At 71.8% G+C, this 23017-nt stretch carries 23 protein-coding genes and 1 tRNA gene; 7 read left to right on the forward strand and 17 right to left on the reverse strand.

Features of this window, described 5'->3' with window-relative positions; translation table 11 throughout:
• Positions 1–5 precede the first annotated feature (5 nt).
• From CGL27_RS19565 to CGL27_RS19580, 4 genes are all read right to left on the reverse strand, one after another.
• The gene (locus tag CGL27_RS19565) at positions 6–1097 is read right to left on the reverse strand and encodes a glycoside hydrolase family 6 protein (protein WP_119988927.1); all 1092 of its coding nucleotides are present in this window, start codon (positions 1095–1097) and stop codon (positions 6–8) included.
• A gap of 786 nt (positions 1098–1883) precedes the next feature.
• On the reverse strand, positions 1884–2612 hold the full coding sequence (locus tag CGL27_RS19570) for a class F sortase (protein WP_078641675.1): 729 nt from the start codon (positions 2610–2612) through the stop codon (positions 1884–1886).
• Between the two features lie 5 nt (positions 2613–2617).
• A complete protein-coding gene (locus CGL27_RS19575; RefSeq protein WP_119988930.1) occupies positions 2618–3193 on the reverse strand; it encodes a hypothetical protein in 576 nt (191 codons plus the stop codon).
• Between the two features lie 145 nt (positions 3194–3338).
• The gene (locus CGL27_RS19580; RefSeq protein ID WP_014061019.1) at positions 3339–4121 is read right to left on the reverse strand and encodes an HAD-IIA family hydrolase; all 783 of its coding nucleotides are present in this window, start codon (positions 4119–4121) and stop codon (positions 3339–3341) included.
• 142 nt (positions 4122–4263) lie between these two features.
• On the opposite strand from CGL27_RS19580, the gene CGL27_RS19585 reads away from it, so the two are divergent.
• Positions 4264–4521, forward strand: coding sequence for an antitoxin (locus CGL27_RS19585; RefSeq protein WP_240450565.1), 258 nt, complete (start codon positions 4264–4266; stop codon positions 4519–4521).
• 33 nt (positions 4522–4554) lie between these two features.
• On the opposite strand, the gene CGL27_RS19590 is transcribed toward CGL27_RS19585, so the two are convergent.
• Positions 4555–6162 carry a hypothetical protein gene (locus CGL27_RS19590; protein ID WP_162953026.1) on the reverse strand — a complete coding sequence of 536 codons (1608 nt, stop codon included), beginning with the start codon at positions 6160–6162 and terminating at the stop codon, positions 4555–4557.
• Between the two features lie 116 nt (positions 6163–6278).
• Positions 6279–7451 (reverse strand): ROK family protein, encoded by a 1173-nt coding sequence (locus CGL27_RS19595; RefSeq protein WP_119988936.1) that lies wholly within the window; start codon positions 7449–7451, stop codon positions 6279–6281.
• Between the two features lie 68 nt (positions 7452–7519).
• On the opposite strand from CGL27_RS19595, the gene CGL27_RS19600 reads away from it, so the two are divergent.
• Together CGL27_RS19600 and CGL27_RS19605 are read left to right on the forward strand one after the other, a co-directional pair.
• Positions 7520–8620: a Gfo/Idh/MocA family oxidoreductase gene (locus CGL27_RS19600; RefSeq protein ID WP_119988938.1), complete on the forward strand. Its 1101-nt coding sequence runs from the start codon at positions 7520–7522 to the stop codon at positions 8618–8620.
• The gene (locus CGL27_RS19605) at positions 8617–9093 is read left to right on the forward strand and encodes a heme-degrading domain-containing protein (protein ID WP_119988941.1); all 477 of its coding nucleotides are present in this window, start codon (positions 8617–8619) and stop codon (positions 9091–9093) included. Before CGL27_RS19600 ends, CGL27_RS19605 begins: the two co-directional genes overlap by 4 nt.
• 51 nt (positions 9094–9144) lie before the next feature.
• Here CGL27_RS19605 and CGL27_RS19610 read toward each other — a convergent pair whose 3' ends face one another.
• The 5 genes from CGL27_RS19610 to CGL27_RS19630 all read right to left on the reverse strand — a co-directional run bounded on the left by CGL27_RS19610 (position 9145) and on the right by CGL27_RS19630 (position 13501).
• Positions 9145–10011 (reverse strand): fumarylacetoacetate hydrolase family protein, encoded by an 867-nt coding sequence (locus CGL27_RS19610; RefSeq protein WP_119988944.1) that lies wholly within the window; start codon positions 10009–10011, stop codon positions 9145–9147.
• Between the two features lie 159 nt (positions 10012–10170).
• Positions 10171–10833, reverse strand: coding sequence for a membrane protein insertase YidC (yidC, locus tag CGL27_RS19615; protein WP_119988947.1), 663 nt, complete (start codon positions 10831–10833; stop codon positions 10171–10173).
• Positions 10834–10996: 163 nt separating this feature from the next.
• Complete coding sequence (locus CGL27_RS19620) at positions 10997–11290, reverse strand: DUF6412 domain-containing protein (RefSeq protein ID WP_078641684.1); 294 nt, start codon at positions 11288–11290, stop codon at positions 10997–10999.
• A gap of 74 nt (positions 11291–11364) precedes the next feature.
• Positions 11365–12129, reverse strand: a complete 765-nt coding sequence (locus CGL27_RS19625) for a class E sortase (protein ID WP_119988949.1) — start codon at positions 12127–12129, stop codon at positions 11365–11367.
• A 49-nt stretch (positions 12130–12178) separates the two neighbouring features.
• Complete coding sequence (locus CGL27_RS19630) at positions 12179–13501, reverse strand: DUF445 domain-containing protein (RefSeq protein ID WP_240450566.1); 1323 nt, start codon at positions 13499–13501, stop codon at positions 12179–12181.
• Between the two features lie 277 nt (positions 13502–13778).
• On the opposite strand from CGL27_RS19630, the gene CGL27_RS19635 reads away from it, so the two are divergent.
• On the forward strand, positions 13779–15086 hold the full coding sequence (locus CGL27_RS19635; RefSeq protein ID WP_119988955.1) for an SGNH/GDSL hydrolase family protein: 1308 nt from the start codon (positions 13779–13781) through the stop codon (positions 15084–15086).
• Between the two features lie 134 nt (positions 15087–15220).
• Here the strand turns inward: CGL27_RS19635 and CGL27_RS19640 are convergent, their stop codons facing one another.
• From CGL27_RS19640 to CGL27_RS19655, 4 genes are all read right to left on the reverse strand, one after another.
• Positions 15221–16024, reverse strand: a complete 804-nt coding sequence (locus CGL27_RS19640) for a DUF1707 domain-containing protein (RefSeq protein WP_240450567.1) — start codon at positions 16022–16024, stop codon at positions 15221–15223.
• Positions 16025–16130: 106 nt separating this feature from the next.
• Complete coding sequence (locus tag CGL27_RS19645) at positions 16131–17111, reverse strand: ATP-binding cassette domain-containing protein (protein ID WP_078647444.1); 981 nt, start codon at positions 17109–17111, stop codon at positions 16131–16133.
• Positions 17112–17126: 15 nt separating this feature from the next.
• Positions 17127–17891 carry an ABC transporter permease gene (locus tag CGL27_RS19650; protein ID WP_237299899.1) on the reverse strand — a complete coding sequence of 255 codons (765 nt, stop codon included), beginning with the start codon at positions 17889–17891 and terminating at the stop codon, positions 17127–17129.
• Positions 17892–17937: 46 nt separating this feature from the next.
• Positions 17938–18738, reverse strand: a complete 801-nt coding sequence (locus CGL27_RS19655) for an ABC-2 family transporter protein (protein WP_078641690.1) — start codon at positions 18736–18738, stop codon at positions 17938–17940.
• 277 nt (positions 18739–19015) lie between these two features.
• On the opposite strand from CGL27_RS19655, the gene CGL27_RS19660 reads away from it, so the two are divergent.
• Positions 19016–21358 (forward strand): transglycosylase domain-containing protein, encoded by a 2343-nt coding sequence (locus CGL27_RS19660; protein ID WP_119988961.1) that lies wholly within the window; start codon positions 19016–19018, stop codon positions 21356–21358.
• Positions 21359–21435: 77 nt separating this feature from the next.
• Here CGL27_RS19660 and CGL27_RS19665 read toward each other — a convergent pair whose 3' ends face one another.
• Entirely contained in the window at positions 21436–21738 is a 303-nt protein-coding gene (locus tag CGL27_RS19665; RefSeq protein WP_052393151.1) for a co-chaperone GroES, read from the reverse strand.
• Positions 21739–21865: 127 nt separating this feature from the next.
• The gene (locus CGL27_RS19670) at positions 21866–22228 is read right to left on the reverse strand and encodes a DUF3618 domain-containing protein (RefSeq protein ID WP_119988964.1); all 363 of its coding nucleotides are present in this window, start codon (positions 22226–22228) and stop codon (positions 21866–21868) included.
• Between the two features lie 138 nt (positions 22229–22366).
• On the opposite strand from CGL27_RS19670, the gene bcp reads away from it, so the two are divergent.
• Together bcp and CGL27_RS19680 are read left to right on the forward strand one after the other, a co-directional pair.
• The gene (bcp, locus tag CGL27_RS19675; RefSeq protein WP_014061038.1) at positions 22367–22834 is read left to right on the forward strand and encodes a thioredoxin-dependent thiol peroxidase; all 468 of its coding nucleotides are present in this window, start codon (positions 22367–22369) and stop codon (positions 22832–22834) included.
• 58 nt (positions 22835–22892) lie between these two features.
• Positions 22893–22976 (forward strand) — tRNA-Leu (locus CGL27_RS19680).
• The last annotated feature ends 41 nt before the right edge of the window (positions 22977–23017 follow it).

Genomic DNA, 23017 nt, shown 5'->3' on the forward strand with positions numbered 1-23017 from the left:
CTGTCCTAGCTGTCCTTACGGTTGGCGTTACGGGCGAGATCGAGCGCGTACCGGGGCCACCACCGACCCGCGGTGGGACCGCCCTTACAGGTGCCGTCCGACTCGCCCGGACGCTTGATCCACAGATAGGCGTCGACCAGCTTGTCCCCGGTGTCGGTGGTCGGCCGCTCGCCCAGCGCCCGGCCCTTCGGATTGCACCACGCCTGCGGATCGTCCTTACCGGGGGCCGGGCCATTGCCATTACGGCTGGTGTCGATCACGAAGGGCTTGCCGCCGGTCAGTGCGGACAGCCTCTTGCCGTACGCCCTGTTCTCCTGGGTCGTCTGGTAGTTCGAGGTGTTCAGCGCGAAGCCGTCGGCCTTACGGATACCGGCCCGCTTCAGCGGCTCGACCAGCCGGCGCGGGTCCTTGATCCAGTGGGGGTTTCCGGCGTCCAGATAGACCTTGGTGCGCGGCAGCCCCTTGAGCTTGTCCACAGCCCCGGTCAGTAAGTCGTACCGCTCCTCATGGAACTGCTTGGGCGTACAGCCGTCCACCACGTGCGGCAGCGCGTCTGGCTCCAGGATGACCGTCGCCCGCCGGTCGCCGATCCCCCGGACCGTCTTGTCCAGCCAGGTGCGATAGGCGTTGCCGTCGGCGGCGCCGCCCTTGGAGTACTGCCCGCAGTCGCGGTGCGGGATGTTGTAGAAGACCAGCAGCGCGTCCCGGTTCACCTGATCCGCGGCCGCGGCGAACCCCCGCGCCTGCCCCTCCGGATCGTCCACCCCGAGCCACTCCGCGACGGGCTGCTCCGCGATCTTCTGTATCAGCCTGGCCTCGCCGTCCGCCCCCTTCTTCCGATACGCCGCCACCTGCCGCGCCGCGCTGCCATCCGGATTCACCCAGTAGGGAATCGTGGACTTGGGCCGCTGCTTCGCCTGCCCGGCGAGGGAGGCATGATCGCTGTCACCCTTCGAGGCCCCAAAGCACCCGGAGAGCACCACACACGACAACAGCGCCCCGGCGGCGGACAGCGCGCGAGTGCGGATGCGGATGCGGATGCGGATGCGGATGGTACGGGCAACGTGACGCGAACGGCCGGTGTAACTGCCGTACATCCACTCCCCCTTGGGTGCACGCTCCGGGGAACAGACGGTGATCCCCCGGCGGGACAAGACCGGTCGAATCAATCCTTACACACCGCCCCGAACCACCGCGGCCTCATCCACAACCCACCCCATTTTTCGCCCGTACGCCATGACGCGATGCGCCTCGCGGGAGGGGCGGAGCCCCGAGCAGGGGGCAGGGGTTAGCCCCGAGCAGGGGTGCGGGGCCCAGCCCCAACCAGGATCCGGGGCCCAGCCCCGAGCAGGCGTGGGGGGCACAGCTCCGAACGGGCTCCGGGACGCAATCCCGAGCGGGGATGCGGGGGGGCGGAGCCCCGAGCAGGGTCTGTGGCCCAGCCCCAAGCGGGGGCAGGGGGCGCAGCCCCAAGCAGGGGTGCAGGGCGGAGCCGCCAGCAAGGGGCAGGGGCACAGCCCCGGGCGGGAGGGCACAGCCCTAAGCGGGGGCAGGGGCACAGCCCAGCGGGGCCCGGGGCGCAGCCCCGAGCGGGGTCCGGGGCGCAGCCCCAAACGGGGACGCGGGCACAGCCCAGCAGGGCCCGGGGCGCAGCCCCGAGCGGGGTCCGGGGCGCAGCCCCAAACGGGGACGCGGGCACAGCCCAGCAGGGCCCGGGGCGCAGCCCCAAACGGGGACGCGGGCACAGCCCAGCAGGGCCCGGGGCGCAGCCCCAAACGGGGACGCGGGCACAGCCCCGGGTGGGGTGCAGGGGCGCGGGCCTCTGGTTTCGGGGCGGGGTGGGGTGGGGTGGGGGCTTTGGCCGCTGCAGGGGACCGGACCGCCTAGTGCGCATTGCGGCTTCCGGCCGACACATTGTGGGCGGAGCCCGTCGTGCCGGTCAGGTAGGCCGAGACGACGACGTTCGCCGTATACGTGCGCGTCGAGCGGTTGAACTTCCCTCCGCAGGTGATCAGCCGCAGCTCCGCACGGTCATGGGACCGCGATCCGTACACCCGTCGCGCATCGAAGTGCTTCTCCGGCACCACCTCGACGTCCTCGACCGTGAACTCCGCCGTCGTACCGTCCGATCGCGCGACCCGCACCCGCTCCCCCCGCTTGAGGTCGCTCAGCCCGTGGAAGACCGCAGGTCTGCTCTTCGTGTCGAGGTGGCCGACCAGCAGCGCGGCGCCCGGGGAGCCGGGCTCGGGGCCGGCGCGGTACCAGCCGACCGTGCCGGGGCGGCTGACAGACGGGGGCTTCACGGCTCCGTCGCGGTCGAGGCCGCTGGCGACGATGGGGGCGCGGACCCCCGCCGCCTCGATGACGACCCGCTTCGGCCGGGCGGACGCCAGCGGCGCGTGCGCCGGGGGCAGCGGATGGGCGGGCGGGCGGCCGACCGCGGCCACGTCCCCGGTCATCGGCGCCGGACCGCCCGTTCCCTCCGTGGTGTCCCGGCCCCACATCCACAGGCCGAGCAGCAGCGCCACCCAGGCCACCCCCGTGGCCAGCCGTCCGAGGCCGGAGAAGCGATTCCCGTCCACGTTCCCGTCCATCTCGGTGTCCATGTCCATGGCGATCAGCCCGCCGTACCGGAGGGATGGCGGCGGCGGTGGACCGCGAGGCCGCCGACGGCCAGGGCCGTACCGCCCGAGAGCGCCAGGCCGTACGCCTCCGCACCGCCGATGTCATCACGCGCCCGGGTCTCGTCGCGCGCGGTGCCGCCTCCGCCCGCGCGGACGGGGGCGACGGGCGAGGGCGGGCGTTCCACGGCGAGGGAGACCCCGCCCATGCCGCCCTTACCGTCCTCACGGCCCTCACGGTCCTCGCGAGCGAGGCCGTCCGCGCAGTCCACGGTGACCCGGTGCGCCCCCTTGGTCGCCGTCGAGCGGATCGTCGCCTCGCTGAAGAGCGCGTCCCCCTCGGGGGTCAGCTCCGCGTCGTCCACGAACACCGGTGACGAGGCCGTGGCCTCCCGGTCAGGGCAGCCGAAGGCCCAGACCTCGACCTCGGCGCCGGGGGCGAGGGCATGCGGACTGATCCGGATCGTGGTGGTGGCGGAGTGGCGCTGGTCGGCGAGGGCCGGAGCAGCGGCCGTCACCGCCGCGACGGCGGCGCATGCTGCGGTACAGAGAGTGAGTGCGACGATGCGCATGGTGAGAACCTCCCGATACCAAGAGGCTCACGCGCCCGGCAGGGGCCCGCATCCGCTGCGGGCGCCTACTGCGCCATCCGGGGCACAGGGGGCGCTGGCGGGTCGGACAGGGGCCACCGGCGGGTCAGGCAGCGGCCTCGGCGGGTCAGGCGATGCGTTCCACGAGATCCGCGATGGAGTCGACGACCGTGGACGGGCGGTACGGATACCGGTCCACCTCTGCCGCCTTGGTCACCCCGGTGAGCACCAGGAAGGTCTCCATACCGGCCTCGAGCCCGGCCCGGACATCGGTGTCCATCCGGTCGCCGATCATCGCGCTGGTCTCGGAGTGGGCACCGATCGCGTTCAGCCCGGAGCGCATCATCAGCGGATTGGGCTTGCCGACGAAGTACGGCTTCTGGCCGGTGGCCTTGGTGATCAGCGCGGCCACGGAGCCGGTGGCGGGGAGCGCACCCTCCGCGGAGGGGCCGATCTCATCGGGGTTCGTGGCGATGAACCGCGCACCGTCGTTGATCAGCCGGATGGCCTTGGTGAGCGCCTCGAAGCTGTACGTACGGGTCTCGCCGAGCACCACATAGTCCGGCTCGACATCCGTAAGGACGTAGCCGATGTCGTGCAGCGCGGTCGTCAGCCCCGCCTCCCCGATCACATACGCGGTGCCGCCGGGGCGCTGCTCGTCCAGGAACTGGGCACTGGCCAGCGCCGACGTCCAGATGTTGGCCACCGGGACGTCCAGCCCGATCCGGGACAGCCGGGCATGGAGGTCGCGCGGGGTGTAGATGGAGTTGTTGGTGAGCACCAGGAAGGGCGTGCCGGACTCGCGCAGCCGCTTGACGAAGGCATCGGCACCTGGCACCGGTATGCCCTCGTGCATCAGGACACCGTCCATGTCGGTGAGCCATGACTCGATCGGCTTGCGCTCTGCCACTGGTTGCTCTCCGCTCGGAATCGACCTTTGGCGACGACCTCAGCCTAACCGGGGAAAGCCCTGGGGAGACCGCCCCGTGTCCGGGAGCACAATGCGTTCGCCGTCCGTTCGCGCCCCGTCCCAGCGCGACAGATCCGCACAGGTGTCTGATCCTGAGGGAGGGGCGGACTCCGCCCCTCCCTGGAACGAGCCGGACCGTAAGGAGGCCGCGATGGGCATGATGGACAAGCTCAAGGGCGCGATCAGCAAGAACCCCGACAAGGCTCGGAAGGGCACTCGCAAGGGGGCCGAGGCCGCCGACAAGAAGACGGGCGGCAAGCACTCGGAGCAGATCCAGTCCGGCTCGGACAAGATCGACGACGAGCTGCGCCGCCGGGGCGAGGGGCCCCGGGGCCAGTAGCTCGGAGTTGAGGGCGTCGGGGACGTCGGGGCTTCAGGTCCCCGAGCGCCGGGACCTCACCACGAGGACGGTGCCACAGGTCACGAGCGCGGCGCTGATGACGCCGAGCCCCGCGAGCAGGGCGGTGTGACGGCCCGTCGCGGCGAGTTCGGGCATCCGCTCGCGCTCGTGGCCGCCGTCCTGCTCGTGACGTCCGTCGGCGCCGGTGCCGGTGCTGGGGTCGGCTTGGGACTCACGTCCGGGTTCGGTTTCGGCGCCAGGGTCGGTACCCGGGTCCGTTTCAGCGCCGGGGTCCGTTTCGGTGCCCAGGTCGGATTCGGCGCTGGGGTCGTCGGTCTCCGTGCCCAGGTCGGTGTCGGTGCCCAGGTCGGTGTCGGTACCGAGGTCGCTGTCCGCGTCGAGGCCCTCGTCGAGGTCGGTACCGGTACCGGCGTCGGCGTCCGTCCCGGTGTCCGTACCTGCCTCGGTGTCGGCGCCCGTATCGGTGTCGGTACCCGTGCCGGCGTCCGCGCTCGCGTCCTCGCCGAGGTCCGCGTCCGTGTCGGTGTCGACATCAGCGCCCGGCTCAGTATCGGTACCCGTGTCCGTATCGGCATCCGCTCCGGTCTCCGTGTCCGTTTCGGCACTGGGATCGGTGTCGACGTCGGCCTCCGCGCCGACGTCGGCGTCCGCGTCCGCCTCCGCGTCGGCATCAGCGTCGCTGTCGGCACGGGGCGGCACTACGGCCGAATGGCTCTCCTTATGGCTTGCACCGGAGCTCGGGGTCCGGCTCGGCGCGGCGGGAGCGGAGGGCCGGGTCTTCTCCGGCGTTCGCGTCGGAGCGGCCGTGGGGCTCTTGGAGCGGGTGGTCGGCTGCTGCGGCGCGGGCTTTGTCTCGGTAGCTCCGTCGGTGTCGGCTCCGGCGCCGACACCGGCATCCGTCTCCCTATCCCTGACGGCGCCCGTAGCCGCCCTGGTCCGCGTTCCGGTACCCGTCTGGGCCTCCGTGCCCGTCCCGGCCTCCGTACCGGCACCCGCACCCGTGCCCGTGCCCGAACCCGCCCCCGTAGCCGCCGGGCCGATGCGGAATTCGTAGTCGTTCGACTGTCCCACCCAGTCGCCGTCGTCCGCGCGCCGCTGTACGGCGATGGCGTTGGCCGTCACCGACCCCTCGGGCGCGTCCTCGGTGAAACGCGTACGCACCTGGACGTCGACGGTCTTGTGCGCGGGCACGGTGAAACCCTTGAAATGGCTGTTCTCGAAGACCCCGATGTTCTCGTCCTCGTCCGTCGTCTGGAAGGAGACGGCTCGCCAGGTGGCGCCGCCCTCCGCGGACGGGTCCAGGAACTCGAAACCAATATGGCGGGGCCGCAGTTCACGGGCCTGGTCGAGCAGAACGGCGATGGGGTGGATGGCACGGCAGCCGGTGTCCGTGGCATTGCGCAGTTCGAGGTGCCAGCCGCGCCAGCCGCCGCCCCGGGCGTACTGATCCGGCCCATCGCGCAGATGGGCTTCGATCGGGAAGTCGGAGGCGTTCCGGCCCCCGCAGGCGGCGGACTCCGCCTCGGCGGCGTACACCGGGATTCCATAGAGGGCGGGGGCGAACGCGAGCGCGGCCGCCGGAAGGACAGCTCGTAGGGACAGTGCGGTGGGCAAGCGCATGAGTGACCTCTGCTGTGCGGGGTTTCCCCGAGCACTGCGCTACATTCCGCGTCCGCACGCCGACACACCGCACCAGGCCCGGATTGCCCCCGACTGGCGGTCAGGATCCCCCTCGATCAGCCCAGTGCGAACAGTGGTGCGAGTACGAGCCGGGCGGCGCCCTCGACCACGGCCCGCCCGCCCCGCTCCACGACATCCACGGGCACGGGGAGGCGGCTGGCGCGGGCGGAGTCCTCGGCGATCATCGTGGCCACACCGCGAACGTAGGGCTCGGGGTGGGCCAGCACCACCCGGCCGCCCAGCAGCACCCGGTCGATGTCGAGGAGCCGTACGAGGTTGGCCGCGCCGACGCCGAGCAGCCGCGCCGCGTCCGTATGGTCGTCGCGTGCGACGGCGGCGAGGCACAGCGCCTCCAGGCAGCCGCGATTGCCGCATTCGCAGAGCGGCCCGTCGAGCTGGATCACCTGATGCCCGAACTCGCCCGCGTCGGTTCGCGCCCCCCGGTAGACGTCCCCGCCGAGCATCAGACCGGCGCCCAGACCCGTGCCCAGATGGAGATACGCGGCCGACGCGGCGGTCCCGGTGGTCACCAGCCCGAGCGCCGCGGCGTTGGTGTCCTTGTCGAGGACGACGGGCAGGGCGAGCCGCTCGGCGAGCGCGTCACGCAGCGGGAAGCCGTCCCACTGGGGGAAGCCGGTGACGCGGTGCAGCACGCCGGAGCCGTGATCGAGCGGTCCCGGCGCGGCGACGCCGACGCCGAGCAGCCCACCGCCCAGCCCACCGCCCGCCGCGCCGCCGGTCGCGCCACCAGTCTCCGTGCCAGTCTCCGTAAGGCCGGTCCCGGCATCCGTAAGGCCGGTCCCGGCGTCCGCGAGGAGCGCCCTGACCTCGGCGGTGGCCGCCGCGAGCGCCTCCTCCGCCCGCGCGCCGAAGTCGAAGGGCGCCGTGCGGGCGGCGACCGGTGTACCCGCGAGGTCGACGAGGACAGCCGTCAGCTCATCGCGGTCGAGCTGCAGCCCGATCGCATGGCGGGCGCCCGGGACCAGGCGGAGCACGGCGGGCGGTTTGCCGCCGGTCGAGGCGCGCTGACCGGCCTCCACCGCCAGTCCCTCCGTCCTCAGGCGCGCCGTGATCTTGCTGACGGCCTGGGGGGTCAGCCCGGTGTGGCCGGCCAGCTCCGGTCGGCTGACGCCGTCCTCGCCCGCGTCCCGCAGCAGACGCAGGACGAGCGCGGCGTTATGGCTGCGCAGGGCGGTCAGATTGGCTCCGGGCCCGGCCGCCCCCGACATGGTGCTGTTCACTCCTCCATTGTGGCCATCGCTTGCGCTTTAGCAACACTGTTGCCAAAGTGGCCCTCATGGATGCCATGGATGACAGCAGTACCGTCCGCGTGGGACTGATCGGCTACGGCCTGGCCGGATCCGTCTTCCACGCCCCCTTGATCGCGGCCACCGAGGGACTGGTCCTGGACACCATCGTCACCTCCAGCCCGGAGCGGCAGCGGCAGGCACGCGCCGAGTTCCCCGATGTCCGTCTCGTGGACTCCGCCGATGAGCTGTGGGGCCGGGCGGATGAACTGGACCTGATCGTCATCGCCTCCCCGAACCGCACCCATGTCCCGCTCGCCCGCACCGCCCTCGAGGCGGGGCTGCCGGTCGTCGTGGACAAGCCGCTGGCCGCGACCGCCGCCGAGGCCGAGGAGCTGGCCGCGCTCGCCGAGGCCCGCGGGCTGCTGCTGAGCGTCTTCCAGAACCGCCGCTGGGACAACGACTTCCTCACCCTCCGCAAGCTGCTCGCCGAGGGCGCGCTCGGCGACGTGCAGCGCTTCGAGTCCCGCTTCGAGCGGTGGCGGCCGCAGCTCAAGGGCGGCTGGCGGGAGTCCGGCGACCCGGCCGAGGTCGGTGGGCTGCTGTATGACCTGGGCAGTCACCTCGTCGACCAGGCGCTCACCCTCTTCGGCCCCGTCGACTCCGTCTACGCCGAGGTCGATGTGCGCCGCCCCGGGGCGCAGACCGACGACGACACCTTCATCGCCCTCACCCACACCAGCGGCGTCCGCTCCCATCTGTGGATGAGTGCGATCACCGCCCAGCTCGGCCCGCGCTTCCGGGTGCTGGGCAGCGGCTCGGGCTATGTGAAGTACGGCCTCGACCCGCAGGAGGGCGCCCTGCGCGAGGGGCTGCGCCCCGGCGACCCGTCCGTCGAATGGGGCACCGAGCCGGAGAGCGAATGGGGCCGGCTGGGCGCCGGAGAGTCCCCGCTGACCGGCGGCGGGGTCCCCGTGCCCACTCTTGCGGGCGACTACCCCGCGTACTACGCCGCCGTCGCCGCCGCCCTCCGCGACGGCACCCCGCCGCCGGTCACCGCCGCCGAGGCCGCGGCCACCCTGCATGTGCTGGAGGCGGCCCGGCTGTCGGCCGCGGAGCGCCGTACCGTCCGGATCGAGGTCCCCGCATGAGCGAGCACGTCGAGCTGATATCCCGCATCGAGGAGCAGGAGCGCCGGCTGCGCCTGCCCCGCTTCGGCAACGACGACGCCTGGCGTCTGGGCTGCCTCATCGCCGACCTGGCCCAGGAGCGCGGCGCCGCCGTCACGATCGGCATCCACCGGGCCGGTCAGCGGCTCTTCCACCGCGCGCTGCCGGGCACCTCCGCCGACAACGACGCCTGGCTGGAGCGCAAGTGCCGGGTCGTGGAGCGCTACGGGGCGAGCTCGTTCCTCGTCGGCGCCCGCCTCCGCGCCAAGGGCGCCAGTTTCGAGGAGTCCTCCCGCCTCGACCCCGACCGGTACGCCGCGCACGGCGGCGCCTTCCCCCTCCATGTGACGGGCACGGGCGTCATCGGCGCGGTCGCCGTCTCGGGGCTGCCGCAGGCCGAGGACCACGCGCTGGTGGTGGAGGCGCTGGAGCGCTATCTGCCGACGACGGCCTGAGGCGGCCGTACGGAGGGGCGGCCCCGGCAGGGCCGCCCGCCCGGCGTCCGGCTACGCGTCCTTGAACTCCTGGCGCTGGCGGCCCAGTCCGTCGATCTCGAGCTCGACGACATCGCCGGAGCGGAGGTACGGCTTGGGCTCGGGGCGGCCCATGGCCACGCCCGCCGGGGTGCCGGTGTTGATGACATCGCCGGGGTAGAGGGTCATGAACTGGCTGAGGTAGCGGACCACATGGGCCACGCCGAAGATCTGGTCCGCGGTGGTGCCGTCCTGCTTGACCTCGCCGTTGACCCAGAGGCGCAGGCCCAGGGCCTGCGGGTCGGGGATCTCGTCGGCGGTCACCAGCCAGGGGCCCAGGGGGTTGAACGTCTCGCAGTTCTTGCCCTTGTCCCACTGGCCGCCGCGCTCGATCTGGAAGGCGCGCTCGGAGACGTCGTGGGCGATCGCATAGCCCGCGACCGAGGCGAGGGCGGCCTCGTCGGAGTCGAGGTAGCGGGCGGTGCGGCCGATGACGACGGCGAGTTCGACCTCCCAGTCGGTCTTCACGCTGCCGCGCGGGACGAGGACCGTGTCATCGGGGCCGACGACCGTGTCCGGGGCCTTCATGAAGATGATGGGCTCTTCGGGGGCGGTGGCGCCGGTCTCGGCGGCGTGGTCGTGGTAGTTCAGCCCGATGCACACGATCTTGCCGATACGGCCCAGCGGCGGGCCGATCCGCACCTCGCCGTCCTCGATCACGGGCAGCGCGTCGTCGCCCTCGGCGGCCGCTGCCGCGCGCAGCCGCGCGAGAGCGACCTCGTCGGCGAGGAGGGCGCCGTCGATGTCCGGGACCAGGGCGGACAGATCGCGCAAGGTGCCGTTCTGATCGAGCAGCGCGGGGCGTTCCGCGCCCGCCGGTCCGACTCGCAGCAGTTTCATCCCAAGACTCCCGAGGTCACAGGCCGGTGCGAGGCGCCTACCGGCTGATCGATCCTCTCTTCAGGGGCGTCCAGCCCGCAAGACCTCATTCACGGACTGGGACAGCGGTTTCACTCGTGACTGCGGCGAGTGTCGTCGCGGGCCCCGTCCTGGGTGCCGTCATCCGCGGTGCAGCAGGGCCCGTTCCACCGCAGTCCAGGTGGTGCTGGTCGCCAGGTACAGCGCCGCCGCCAGCGGGACCACGGCGGCGGTGACGAGGGTCCCGAACGACAGCAGCGGCAGCGCCCGGGCCACTCCGGGCGCCCCGGGGACGGTCGTCCTACGGGCGCGGAGATACGTCCAGGTCGCCACGGCCGCGATCAGCGCGAACAGCCCGAGGTAGACCAGACCCGGCGCACCGTTGAGCGCCCCGCCCCACCGGGCGCCGAGCGGGGCCCCGGCGAGGGTGTGGTCGAGAAGGTCTCCGGCGCCGCTGCCGGTGGAGAACACGTGGTACATGACGAAGAAGACCGGAAGCTGGGCGAGCGCCGGAAGACAGCCCGCCAGCGGTGACGCGCCCTCCTTCGCCCGCAGCTCCGCCATGGCGCGCCGCAGCCGCTCGGGGTCGCCCTTGTGCTTGCGGCTCAGCTCCGTGAGCTTCGGCGCGAGCGCGGCCCGCGCCTTCTCACCGCGCACCGCGGCACGGGCGAGGGGATGCAGCGCGGCGCGGACGCACAGCGTGAACAGGACGATGGCGGCCGCCGCCGCGGACGCGCCGAAGAGCGGGTCGAGGCCGCCCGCCATGGTGGTCAGCAGGGTGCCTAGGGAAGAGAAAAGGGACATGGGAGCCCTCCGCGGGTCTCGTCGTGCCGGAGTGAGGAAGACATCGGCGTGACGAGCCGCGTGGCGCGGCGGTACGAATGCTGGAGCTTCCGGGGCTCCGCCCCGGACCCCGCTCCTCAAACCGGAGAGGCTGGGGGTCCGCCGTACAGCGAAATGGGTGCGCCTACGCGGCCGTCGGGAGACGACGGCCCGGCGCTCGCGGCCTCGGGCGTCCTGAGGCATCGGGATCCCGCTGGGGCAGGAACGCCGTACGGCGCTCACGGTCCCGTATCGCGGTGCGAATCCGCCCGGCGGGGGCGGGTATTCGGCCGCGGGAGGCGAGGATCGCGCAGGTCAGCAGCGCCGTGGCGACGGCGGCCGTGGCCGCGACGGTGGCGGCGAGGGCGACGGCGCTGACGGTCCCGCTCTGCGCCAGCAGAACCCCGGTCAGCAGAAACAGGCAGACGCCCAGCTGCATGCGCAGCGCTTCGAGTCGTCGCGACACCGTCACACCCCCTCTCCCGGCCGGTCTCCCCTCCTGGCTCCGCCAGTCTAGTGGCCCCCGCTGACAGCCCGTGGGGCGGCGGCCCGCAGCCGGGCCCAGACCACCAGGCGGTAGCGGGAGGTGAATTCGGGGGTGCAGGTCGTCAGCGTGAGGTAGTAGCCCGGTTCGGTGTAGCGGTAGCGGGGATGGGTGGAGCTGTACGGCACCCGGGCGACCACCGTGCCGTCGGCGGGCGAGGTGCGCGGCAGCGTGCGCTCGACCGTGTACGTGTAGCGGGCGTCGGCGGTGTCGATGCGCACCGTGTCGCCCGGGCGCACCTCGTCAAGCTGCCGGAAGGGCTCGCCGTGGGTGTTGCGGTGGCCCGCGAGGGCGACGTTGCCGGCCTGGCCCGGCTGGGCGGTCCGCGGATAGTGGCCCACGTACCCCTTGTTGAGCACCGCCGCCCGGCTGATGCCCTCGGCGATGGGCACCGTAAGGCCGATGCGCGGGATCCGGAGCACGGCGTACGCCTGGTCCCGGCGCGGACCCTGGCCCCCGCCCCCGGTCGCCCGGTCACGGTCGCGTCCGTCCCCATGAGGGGAATCGGAGGATCGCGTCGCCCCCGGCGCCGGTGTCGCGGACTCGGCGGCCCCGTCGTGCCACTGCCGCTCCAGTACGCCCACCTCGTGCCGTGCGCCCGCCCTCGCCTGCCGGTTGGTCCACCACAGTTGGTGGACGACCAGGAGCAGCACCACGAGCCCGAGGGTGACGGCGAGTTCACCGGCCGTCCACAGCCCCCGGGCGAGCACGGCCCGCCCTCGACGACGTCGCACGCGCGCACCATAGGCCAGACCGCGCGCACCTGCCAGAGACAGGGCGCGGCTATCCGCCCATCGCCCGCGAGACCGTATAGATCACCAGCCCGGCCAGGGCACCCACCACGGTGCCGTTGATCCGGATGAACTGCAGATCCCGGCCGATATGGGCCTCGATCTTCCGCGAAGTGTGCTCCGCGTCCCAGCCCGCCACCGTCTCGGTGATCAGCGAGGTGATCTCGTCCCGATACGTCGTCACCACATAGACGGCGGCGTCCTCCAGCCAGCCGTCGACCTTGTCCCGCAGCCGCTGGTCCGTCACCATCCGCCTGCCCAGCGACAGAATCGCCGCCCGCGCCCGCTGCCGCAGCTCGCTGCGCTCGTCCTCGGCCGCCGTCACGATCATCGCCCGCACCGAGGCCCAGGCCGTGGTGATGATGTCCTGGACGTCGCCGCGCCCCAGCACCTCGCTCTTCACCCGCTCCACCCGGGCCCGGGTGTCGGTGTCGGACTGCAGATCCCCGGCGAAGTCGGTGAGGAAGCGGTCCAGGGCGCCGCGCGCCGGATGGGCGGGCATATCGCGCATCTCGGTGACGAAGCGCAGCAGTTCCTTGTAGACGCGGTCGCCGACCTTGCGGTCCACGAACCGCGGCGTCCAGCCGGGGGCGCCGCCGGTCACGGCCTGCATCACCGATTCGTTGTGCTCCACCAGCCAGTCGTGGGCGCGCAGGCACACAAGGTCCACGGCGCGGCGGTGACCGCCCTCCGCGACAACTCGCTCCAGCAGCTTGCCCAGGCCCGGCGCGACCTCCTGGGCGTCCGCCCGGCGGGTGATCGCCTCGCCCACCACCGCCTGCACATCGGAGTCGCGCAGCACCGTGAGCGCGCCGCGCAGCGCGGTCGCCAGCTCGGCCGTCACCCGCTCGGCATGCTCGGGCCGGACGAGCCAGGTGCCGAGCCGGCTGCCGATGCCGACCGCGCGCAGCCGCATCCGTACGACGTCGCCGGAGAGGAAGTTCTCCCCGACGAACTCCCCGAGGCTGGCCCCGAGCTGGTCCTTCTTGGTGGGGATGATCGCCGTATGGGGAATCGGCAGCCCCATGGGCCGCCGGAAGAGCGCGGTGACCGCGAACCAGTCGGCCAGGGCGCCCACCATGCCCGCCTCGGCGGCCGCGGCGACATAGCCGGGCCAGCCGTCGATACCGGAGGAGCGCGCCCAGGTGGCGAGCACGTACACCAGTGCGACACCGAACAGCATGCCGGTGGCGAGCGCCTTCATCCGGCGCACTCCGCGCCGCCGTTCCACGTCCAGGGGGCTGTCCGTGACAAAGGGCACAGCCGCGCCCCGGGGCGGCGGGGCCGCCGTCTCACCAGTCGTTCTTCGCTCCATACGCTCCACCTGGTCGACCCGTCCCCTCATGCATTGTCTCTTTCCGGTCTCAGTCGCCCATGGGTGGAACGAACGGTGAGTTCCCGTCGTCTGTCTGGGGGAGCGACCCAGCACATTGGGGGCAGGCCGACAGGCGGAGCCGGGTCCCGCCATGGGATCATGAGTCACCGACCGGACCGCATCGGCGCTGCCGGATATCACCCGCCGTTCCCGTCCACTTCCGGAGCCTCGGGCTCCGTCCGCCCGAGGAGACAACCCGCTCATGAGCATGCCCCCAATGCCCAGACGCACGGGGTATGCCGTGCTCGCTGCGCTGGCGGCTGTGGTGATCCTTGTCTCCACCGCGATATTCATCGGGCTCGGTGGCGACAAGGAGGGTACGGACTCCCGTGCGCAGGGGGCCCGCGGCTCGGCCGACCCGGCCTCGGCCGGATCCTGGGTGGGCACCTGGTCCACCTCGGCCGCGGCCGCCGAGCCGAGGACGCTGCGCGGCCTGTCGGGCATGTCGATACGGAACGTGGTGCACACCACCATCGGCGGCACCAGCGCCCGCATCCAGCTCTCCAACTTCTACAGCAGCCGTCCGCTGACGGTCACGCATGCCTCGCTGGCGCTGGCCGCCGCGCCCAGCAACCCCACCGCGGCGACCGGCACCATGCGCCGCCTCGCCTTCAACAACCGCACCTGGGTGACGATCCCGCCCGGTAAGGCCATCACCAGCGACCCGGTGCGGCTCGCCGTCCCGGACTCGGCCGATCTGCTGGTCACCACCTACACTCCGCAGGCGTCCGGCTCGGTCACCTACCACCCGCACGCCCGCCAGACGTCGTACATGGCGCATGGCGACCGTACGGAGGACACGGCGGGCGCCGCCTACACCCAGCAGAGCCCGTACTGGCGCTATCTGACCGGCGTGGACGTGTGGTCCAAGCAGGCCGAGGGCGCGGTCGCGGTGCTGGGTGACTCGATCACCGACGGCATCACCTCCACCGCCGGGGCCAACCACCGGTGGACCGACTTCCTCTCCGAGCGGCTGCGCAGCGAGCCCGGCGCGCCCCGCTTCGGCGTGCTCAACCAGGGCATCAGCGGCAACCGCGTGCTGAGCGACGGCACGCAGTACCCGCCCAACAACCCCAGCGGGCTCTCCCGCTTCGACCGCGATGTGCTGTCCCGTACGGGCGTCAAGGCCGTGATCGTCGAACTGGGCGTCAACGACATACTGCGCATCCCCCATGAGACCGACCCCAACCGGATCGTGTGGGGCCTGAAGCGGCTGACCGAACAGGCCCACGCCCAGGGCCTGCGGGTCATCGGAGCCACCCTGACGCCCTTCTACGGGCACCGCGGCTACACACCCCAGCTGGACGCCGTACGCGAGCAGGTCAACGCGCGGATCCGCGCCGGGAGGGTCTTCGACGAGGTCGTGGACTTCGACAAGGCACTGCGCGACCCGATCAGCCCGCTGCGGCTGCGCCCGATGTACGACTCGGGCGACCATCTGCACCCGAGCGACGACGGCTACCGGGCGATGGCGCGGGCGCTGGACCTGGACCACCTGCGGGGCCGCACGGCGGCCGAGCTCTAGCCGGAAGCTCAGCCGGAGCTTCTCGCCGATCTCCGGAGCCTGGAGGGCCCTCGGGCCCTTCCGGGCCCCGTAAGGGCCCAGTAGCCCCGTAAGGGCCCAGTAGCCCCGTAAGGGCCCAGTAGCCCCGTAAGGGCCTAGTAGTCGTCGCGGCGACGGTCCTTCTCCAGGGACAGCCGGCGCTCCTCCCGCTCCTCACGGCGCTCATCGCGCCGTGCGCCCCGCAGTTCCCGGCGCTCGGCGCGCAGCTCGTCCCTGCGCTCGGCCTTCACCCGGCGGCGCTCCTCCTTGAGGCGCTTGTGCTCCTCCTTACGGAGCTTGCGCTCGACGCTGACCCCGCCGAAGATCGCCAGGCCCGTAACGGTCACCCGAGGGCCGGTGGGATCCCCGTCGGCGGACCCGGTGTGGTCGAAACCGCCCATGAGACCGATACCGCCGACATGCGTCTCCACGTCCGGCGGGACGATGATCTGCACCCCGCCCATGAGGGCGAAGCAGCGGATCACCACATCGCGGTCCTCGAACCGGGCCTCGCGCAGATCGATCTCACCGCCGCCCATGAGGGTGAACGCGGTGAAGGCGCGCGGGACGGTCCAGGTGCCCTTACGCTGGAAGCCCCCCATGATCGCGATCCCCATGCGGGACGTCGGGGTGCCGCCGATGCGCTCCCTCCAGCCGGTGGGATCGGCCGGGGCCGGCGGGGCGGGAGCGGCGCTGCCGGGCACCGGGAGATCCCGTACCAGCGGCTCCAACTCGCCGTGGGTGCGCGCCGTGTAGGCCGCGTTCAGCCGCTCGTCGAACTCCTCCATGTCCAGGCGGCCTTCGGCGACGGCTTCGCGGAGGACCTCCGCGATCCGCTCACGCTCGGCGTCGGAGGCCCGCATCCCGGCCGGGTCCGGGAGGTCGGGGCTCGCCCCCTGGGAAGAACCAGCGCTCGTCATACGGACAGACTAACGGCGGGCACCGGCCGTGGCCCGTATCTCGTACGGGGGTGCCGCCCCCGATCCATCCCCCGTTCCCGGCCACCGACCCGGTCACGGGCCCCGCTCACACTCCGCGCCCGGCCGCCCCGCCCTCCCCGCCGTGCAGCATCCTCGCGATCACGTCCTCGATCTCGGGCTCGCGCACCGAGAGGTCCACCAGCGGATAGCCGTCGGCGACCGCCGCGACGATCGGCGCCGCGCTGCTGTTCGCCGGGAAGGCCAGCCACTGCCGGGGCCCCTCGACCCGCACCGTCCGGGCGCCGGGGATCTCGATGGGCGGCAGCTCCTGCTCCAGGTCGACCACGAGCGTGCGTTCGCTCTCCCCCACCGCGTGCAGCCCGTCGAGCCCGCCGTCGTAGACCAGCCGGCCGTGGTCGATGACCATCACCCGCTTGCACAGCAGTTCGATATCGGTCAGATCGTGGGTGGTGAGCAGCACGGTGGTGCCCTGCTCGGCGTTCACATCGCGCAGGAACTCCCGCACCTTCGCCTTGCTGACCACATCGAGCCCGATGGTCGGCTCGTCGAGATAGAGCACCTCGGGGTCGTGCAGCAGGGCGGCCGCGATATCGCCGCGCATCCGCTGGCCGAGCGAGAGCTGACGCACCGGCACGTCCAACAGCTCGCTCAGGTTGAGCAGTTCCACGCAGCGGTCCAGGTTCTCCCGGTAGCGGTCGTCGGGGATCCGGTACATCCGCCGCACCAGCGCGTACGAATCGCGCAGCGGCAGATCCCACCACAGGGTGGTCCGCTGCCCGAAGACCACCCCGATCCGGCGCGCGAGCCGCGTCCGCTCCCTGGAGGGGTCGATTCCGGCGACCCTCAGCCGTCCGCCGCTGGGCACCAGGATCCCGGTCAGCATCTTGATCGTGGTGGACTTCCCGGCGCCGTTCGGGCCGATGTAGCCCACCATCTCGCCGCGCGGCACCCGGAAGCTGATGCCGTCCACGGCGCGCACCTCGCGGCGCTCACGGCGCATCAGCCCGGCTCTGCGCCGCACCTGGAACACCTTCTCGACACCGTCGAGCTCGATCAGCTCGTCCATGGCCATCCCTCCCCCTCAGCTCCCCGTGCTCTGATACGCCCGCAGCCCCGCCCGCCAGGCCAGCCCCGCCACCGCACAGCAGCCGCACGCGACCAGCGGCGCCGCGAAGCCGATCCGGGCCGGGAGCCCCAGCGGATCGGGGCGGCCCAGGATGTGCAGCGCCGGCAGCCAGTTGACGAACGCCAGCGGGATGACGAAGGTGACGCCGCGCAGCAGCTCCTTGCCGAACACCGTCGGCGGGTACTCCAGCAGCGTGGTCCCGCCGAAGGTGAAGGCGTTCTGCACCTCGGAGGCGTCCTTGGCCCAGAACTGGAAGGCGCCGCCGAGCACGAACAGCGCCCCGAAGATGGCACCCCCGCTCAGCAGCATCACCGGCATCAGCAGCGCCCGGTCCACCGTCCAGTCGATGTCCAGCCGGGCCAGCGACCAGCCGAGCAGCACCGCGCCCTGGGTGATCCGGCCCAGCCGGCGCAGCGCGAAGCGGTCGGCGGCGACCTGGGCGAGTATCGGCACCGGCCGCACCAGCAGGGTGTCCATCGTGCCGTCGCGCACCCGCTGGCCCAGCCGCCCCATGGTGCCCAGTGTGAGATCGGCGAGGCCGAAGGCGATGCTGGTGGTGCCGTAGAGGAAGGCGACCTCGTCAAGGGTGAAGCCGCCCAGTTGCCCGATGTGGGTGAACATCAGCGCGATCGCGACGAAGTCCAGTCCGGTCGCGAGGAGGTTCCCCAGCGTCATGATCAGGAACGAGGTGCGGTACGCCATCGTGGAGCGCACCCACATCCCGACGATCAGGACGTAGGCCCGGAGCCCGTTGGACACGGCGGACTCAGCCACCCTGGACCACCACCTTCCGGGTCGCCACCGACTGCAGCACCCGCCCGGCCGCCAGCAGCACCACCAGCCATCCCGTCTGGAAGGCGAAGGCCCCCAGCAGCCCCGCCCCCCGGTGCTCCTCCAGGAAGACATCCGCGGGCACCTGGAGCATCGCCGCCCAGGGCAGCGCGCGGGCGATCTCGCCGAGCTGCCCGGGGAAGACGTTGAGCGGCAGGATCATCCCGGAGAAGAACAGGCACAGCAGCCCGCTCAGCATGGACAGCCCCGTCCCGTCGAGCAGCCAGAAGGAGGCGAGCGAGACCAGATAGCGCACCGCGAAACCGACGCACACCGCGAGCGCCACCGACAGCAGGAACCACAGCCAGGTCAACGGCGAGGCGGGCAGCCGGAGTTCGAAGACCAGCGCCCCGATCCCCATCGGCACCACGCCGCGCCCCAGCAACTGGAACAGCGCCCGGCCGAGCTCGGTGGCCAGCCACCACGACTGGAGGTCGACGGGGCGGTAGAGGTCCACGGCGATGTCACCGGAGCGGATGCGGTCCTGCAGCTCCTCCTGGAAGCCGCCGCCCATCAGCGCCACGGCCGCCAGCAGGGCCTGGCCGAGCCAGACGAAGGTCAGCGCCTGGTCGAGGTCGTAGCCGCCGAGGTGCGGCCGCTCGTCCCACAGCGCGGTGTAGGTGTAGGCGAGGATGAAGCCGAAAACGGTATTGGTGAAGACCCCGGCCACGGTGGCGACCCGATACGTCGCGTAGCGTTTGAAGCCGCTGACCGCGACGGCCGCGTACAGCCGCATCCGCCCGTCCCTCCCTCCCCGACCGCACCGCCCGATCGGCGCCAAAATCCGGAGCCTAGTGGGGTGACCGGAGAGACGGCCAGCCAATATTCACCGGATGGTGTGAGCGGAATCATCCATATGGCCGGTCACAGACCAGTCACGGGTGCGCGCCACGTCCCCGGCCCGGAACGGATGATGCGACAGTGTTTTATCGGGCGTACGACGCGAATCGCCCGACCGTGCACGATCCTGCCGCCGCGCAACCTTCGACGGCGGCCGAGGAGTCTCAGGAGACATGAGCGACGAGCCCCAGTTGATCGACGGTGGCGCGGCCGGAACGGGTGCCCGGCCCGGCATCGACGATGGCAACCACGACACGCCGCACCGCGCGGACGGCCTCCCCGCAGGCAAACCGGCCAAGGGCAGAAAGGGCCGCCCCCAGCGCACCGGATGGCGCCGGCTGCTGCCCACCTGGCGCATGCTCCTCGGCGGCTTCCTCCTGATCGTCCTGCTGATCGCGGGCGGGCTCGTCACCGGCTATCTGCTCGTCGACATCCCCCCGGCGAACAGAGCCGCCATCGCCCAGAGCAATGTCTTCCTCTACTCCGACGGCTCCCAGCTTGCCCGTGAGGGCAAGGTCAACCGGGAGAACGTCCAGCTCAGCCAGATTCCCAAGCGGATCCAGCACGCGGTGCTGGCGGCCGAGGACCGGGACTTCTACTCGGAGTCGGCCATCAACCCCGAGGCGATGGTCCGGGCCGCCTGGAACACCGCCACCGGCAAGGGCAAGCAGTCCGGCTCCACCATCACCCAGCAGTATGTGAAGAACTACTACCTGGACCAGGAGCAGACGGTCACCCGCAAGGCCAAGGAGTTCTTCATCGCGATCAAGCTGGACCGGGAGGTGAGCAAGGACAAGATCCTCGAGGGCTACCTCAACACCAGCTACTTCGGGCGCAACGCCTACGGAATCCAGGCCGCCGCCCAGGCGTACTACGGCAAGGACATCGGCGAGCTCGACACCACCCAGGGCGCGTATCTCGCGACCCTGCTGAACGCCCCCAGCGCCTACGACATCGTCGCCCATCCGCAGAACAAGGGGCGGGCCACGGCCCGCTGGCACTACGTCCTGGACGGCATGGTGAAGAAGGGCTGGCTGACCAGGGCCGACCAGCAGAAGATGACCTTCCCCGCGCCCTCCGAGGCCAGGGCCCCCTCGGGCATGTCCGGCCAGCGCGGCTATCTCGTCGAGGCCGTCGAGGACTACCTCACCAGCAACGGGATCATCGACGAGCAGACCCTGGCGCGCGGCGGCTACCGCATCACCACCACGATCGACAAGAAGAAGCAGGACGCCTTCGCGGGGGCCGTCCGCGACCGGCTGATGAGCAAGCTCAGCCCGGAGGACCGCAAGGTCGACCGCTATGTCCGCGCGGGCGGCGCCTCGATCGCCCCGAAGACCGGGAAGGTGGTCGCGCTCTACGGCGGGATCGACTACACCAAGCAGTTCGTCAACAACGCGACCCGCCGTGACTACCAGGTGGGGTCCACCTTCAAGCCATTCGTCTTCACCTCGGCGGTGCGCTACGGGTCCACCACCCAGGACGGTCAGACGATCACCCCGGACACCCTCTACAACGGCGACAACAAGCGCGAGGTCGTCGGCCCGGAGGGGCCCACCGGCTACTCCCCCGCCAACGAGGACGACGTCGACTATGGCGACATCGACGTCACCACGGCCACCGACAACTCCGTGAACTCGGTGTACGCGCAGATGGCCCAGGACGTCGGCCCCGCCAAGGTCAAGCAGACCGCCATCGACCTGGGCGTCCCCAAGAACACCCCCGATCTGCACGCCTCCCCCTCCATCGCGCTCGGCCCCGCCACCGCGAGCGTGCTGGACATGACCGAGGCGTACGCGACCCTCGCCAACCACGGCGAGCACGGCAAGTACAGCCTGGTCGAGGAGGTCACCAAGGACGGTGCGCGGGTCGGTCTCCCGGACCGGGAGAACCGGCAGGCCATCCCGCGCAGCGCCGCCGACACCACCACCTCGATACTGCAGAGCGTGGTCGACGGCGGCACCGGCACCGCCGCCCAGGCCGCCGAGCGCCCGGCGGCGGGCAAGACGGGCACCGCGGAGGAGGACAAGGCCGCCTGGTTCGCGGGCTACACCCCGGATCTGGCGACCGTGGTCGCGGTGATGGGCCAGGACTCCAATACCGGCGTGCAGAAGCCGCTGTACGGGGCGACGGGCCTGGAGCGGATCAACGGCGGCGGCTATCCCGCCGAGATCTGGGCGCAGTACACGTCGGGCGCGCTGGACGGCAAGCCACCGGCCGAGTTCGATCTGCGGCTGGAGGACGGGGCGAGCACCCCCGACGGCTCCCAGCCCGGCCAGCAGTCTCCGGGCTCCCTGCCGCCGGTGGTCACCACTCCCCCGACCGACGCCCCGCCGGACACCTCGGTCCCCACGGCGCCGACCGACACCCCGCCGACGCCGCCGACGACCCAGCCGCCGGTCACCACCCCGCCGACGGACTTCCCCACCGGGGGGCCGACGACCGAGCCGGGCCCGGGCGGGCCAGGTGATCCGGGTGGCGATCCGGGCGACCCAGGGGGGCCGGTGGGCGGCTGAGACCGCGGACCACGAACAGCGGAGGGTGGTGACGGAGACCGTCACCACCCTCTGTCATGTCCGATCCCGCGGTGTTCCTACAGGTAGAGCCCCGTGGAGTCCTCCGCGCCCTCCAGCCGCTCGGCGGCCACCGCGTGCAGGTCGCGCTCCCGCATCAGGACGTAGGCGACCCCGCGGACCTCGACCTCGGCCCGGTCCTCCGGGTCGTAGAGCACCCGGTCACCGGGCTCCACGGTCCGTACGCTCTGCCCGACCGCGACCACCTCGGCCCAGGCCAGCCGCCTGCCGACCGCCGCGGTGGCGGGGATGACGATGCCGCCGGACGACCGGCGCTCGCCCTCCGGAATGTCGGTGCGGACCAGCACACGGTCGTGCAGCATCCGGATGGGCAGCTTGTCATGGGTCGTGTTCGCACTCACGCCATGACCGTACCTGGCCGGACGGCGCGATGACGCCTCAGGGCCGGTGCGGGCCGTCTTCGCTCAGCGGCACCGGGCCGCCCTTCGCTCAGCGGCGCCGCTTGGCGCACCGCGAGGAGCGGGACGCCTTGGCGGACCGGGAGGACCTCGCCGAGAGCGCGAGCAGTCCGACCAGCCCGGCCACGGCGAGCGCGACCGGCACGATCCGCTCCATGCGGGGTTGGCCGTCCTCCGACACCAACTGGCCCCGCACGCCCGTCACCACGCGGTTGGCGGACACATAGGCCCGCCCGGCGGTCCGGTCCACGGCCGACGCCGCCTTCGCCTTCGCGTCCCCGATGATCGTCTTCGGGTGCATCCGCACCCCGATCTCGTCGAGCGTCACGGCGAGCTCCTGCCGCCTGCGGGCGATGTCCGCCTCGATCTGCGCAGGGGTCCTGGCATCCGACACCGCGCTGCCTCCGTCAGTCTCGATGATTCGTGATGGACAGTCTGTCAGCTCGCCCTCCTCCCCGCCCCACGGCACCCCCGGACGGGAAGCTGGCTAATGTCGGGTACGTACCCCCGACGCCACGAGGAGCACCAGACCATGAGCGAGCGACTGCAGCCCGGCGACACCGCCCCCGCCTTCACCCTCCCCGACGCGGACGGCAAGGAGGTCTCGCTCGCCGACCACGCCGGCCGTAAGGTGATCGTCTACTTCTACCCCGCCGCCCTCACCCCCGGTTGCACCAAGCAGGCGTGCGACTTCACCGACAATCTCGCCTTCCTGGCCGGCCACGGCTACGACGTCATCGGCATCTCCCCCGACAAGCCCGAGAAGCTGGCCAAGTTCCGCGACCAGGAGGACCTCAAGGTCACGCTCCTCGCCGACCCCGCCAAGGAGACCCTCGATGCGTACGGCGCCTTCGGCGAGAAGAAGCTCTACGGCAAGACGGTCATCGGCGTGATCCGCTCCACCGTCATCGTCGACGAGCAGGGCAAGGTCGAGCGCGCCCTGTACAACGTCAAGGCCACCGGCCACGTAGCCAAGATCATCAAAGACCTGGGGCTGTGACGGACCCGGGGCTGCCGCCCCGGACCCCGTTCACCAGGCAGTACCATGACCGTGCCGAGCGGCCGTGATGGAATTGGCAGTCATGCTGGGTTTAGGTCCCAGTGGGGTAACTCCCGTGAGGGTTCGAGTCCCTCCGGCCGCACGCCGCGCGAACGCAGGCCCGGCCCGCCTCATCGCGGGCCG

The organism is Streptomyces sp. 11-1-2 (assembly GCF_003595545.1).
GTDB lineage: Bacteria > Actinomycetota > Actinomycetes > Streptomycetales > Streptomycetaceae > Streptomyces > Streptomyces hygroscopicus_B.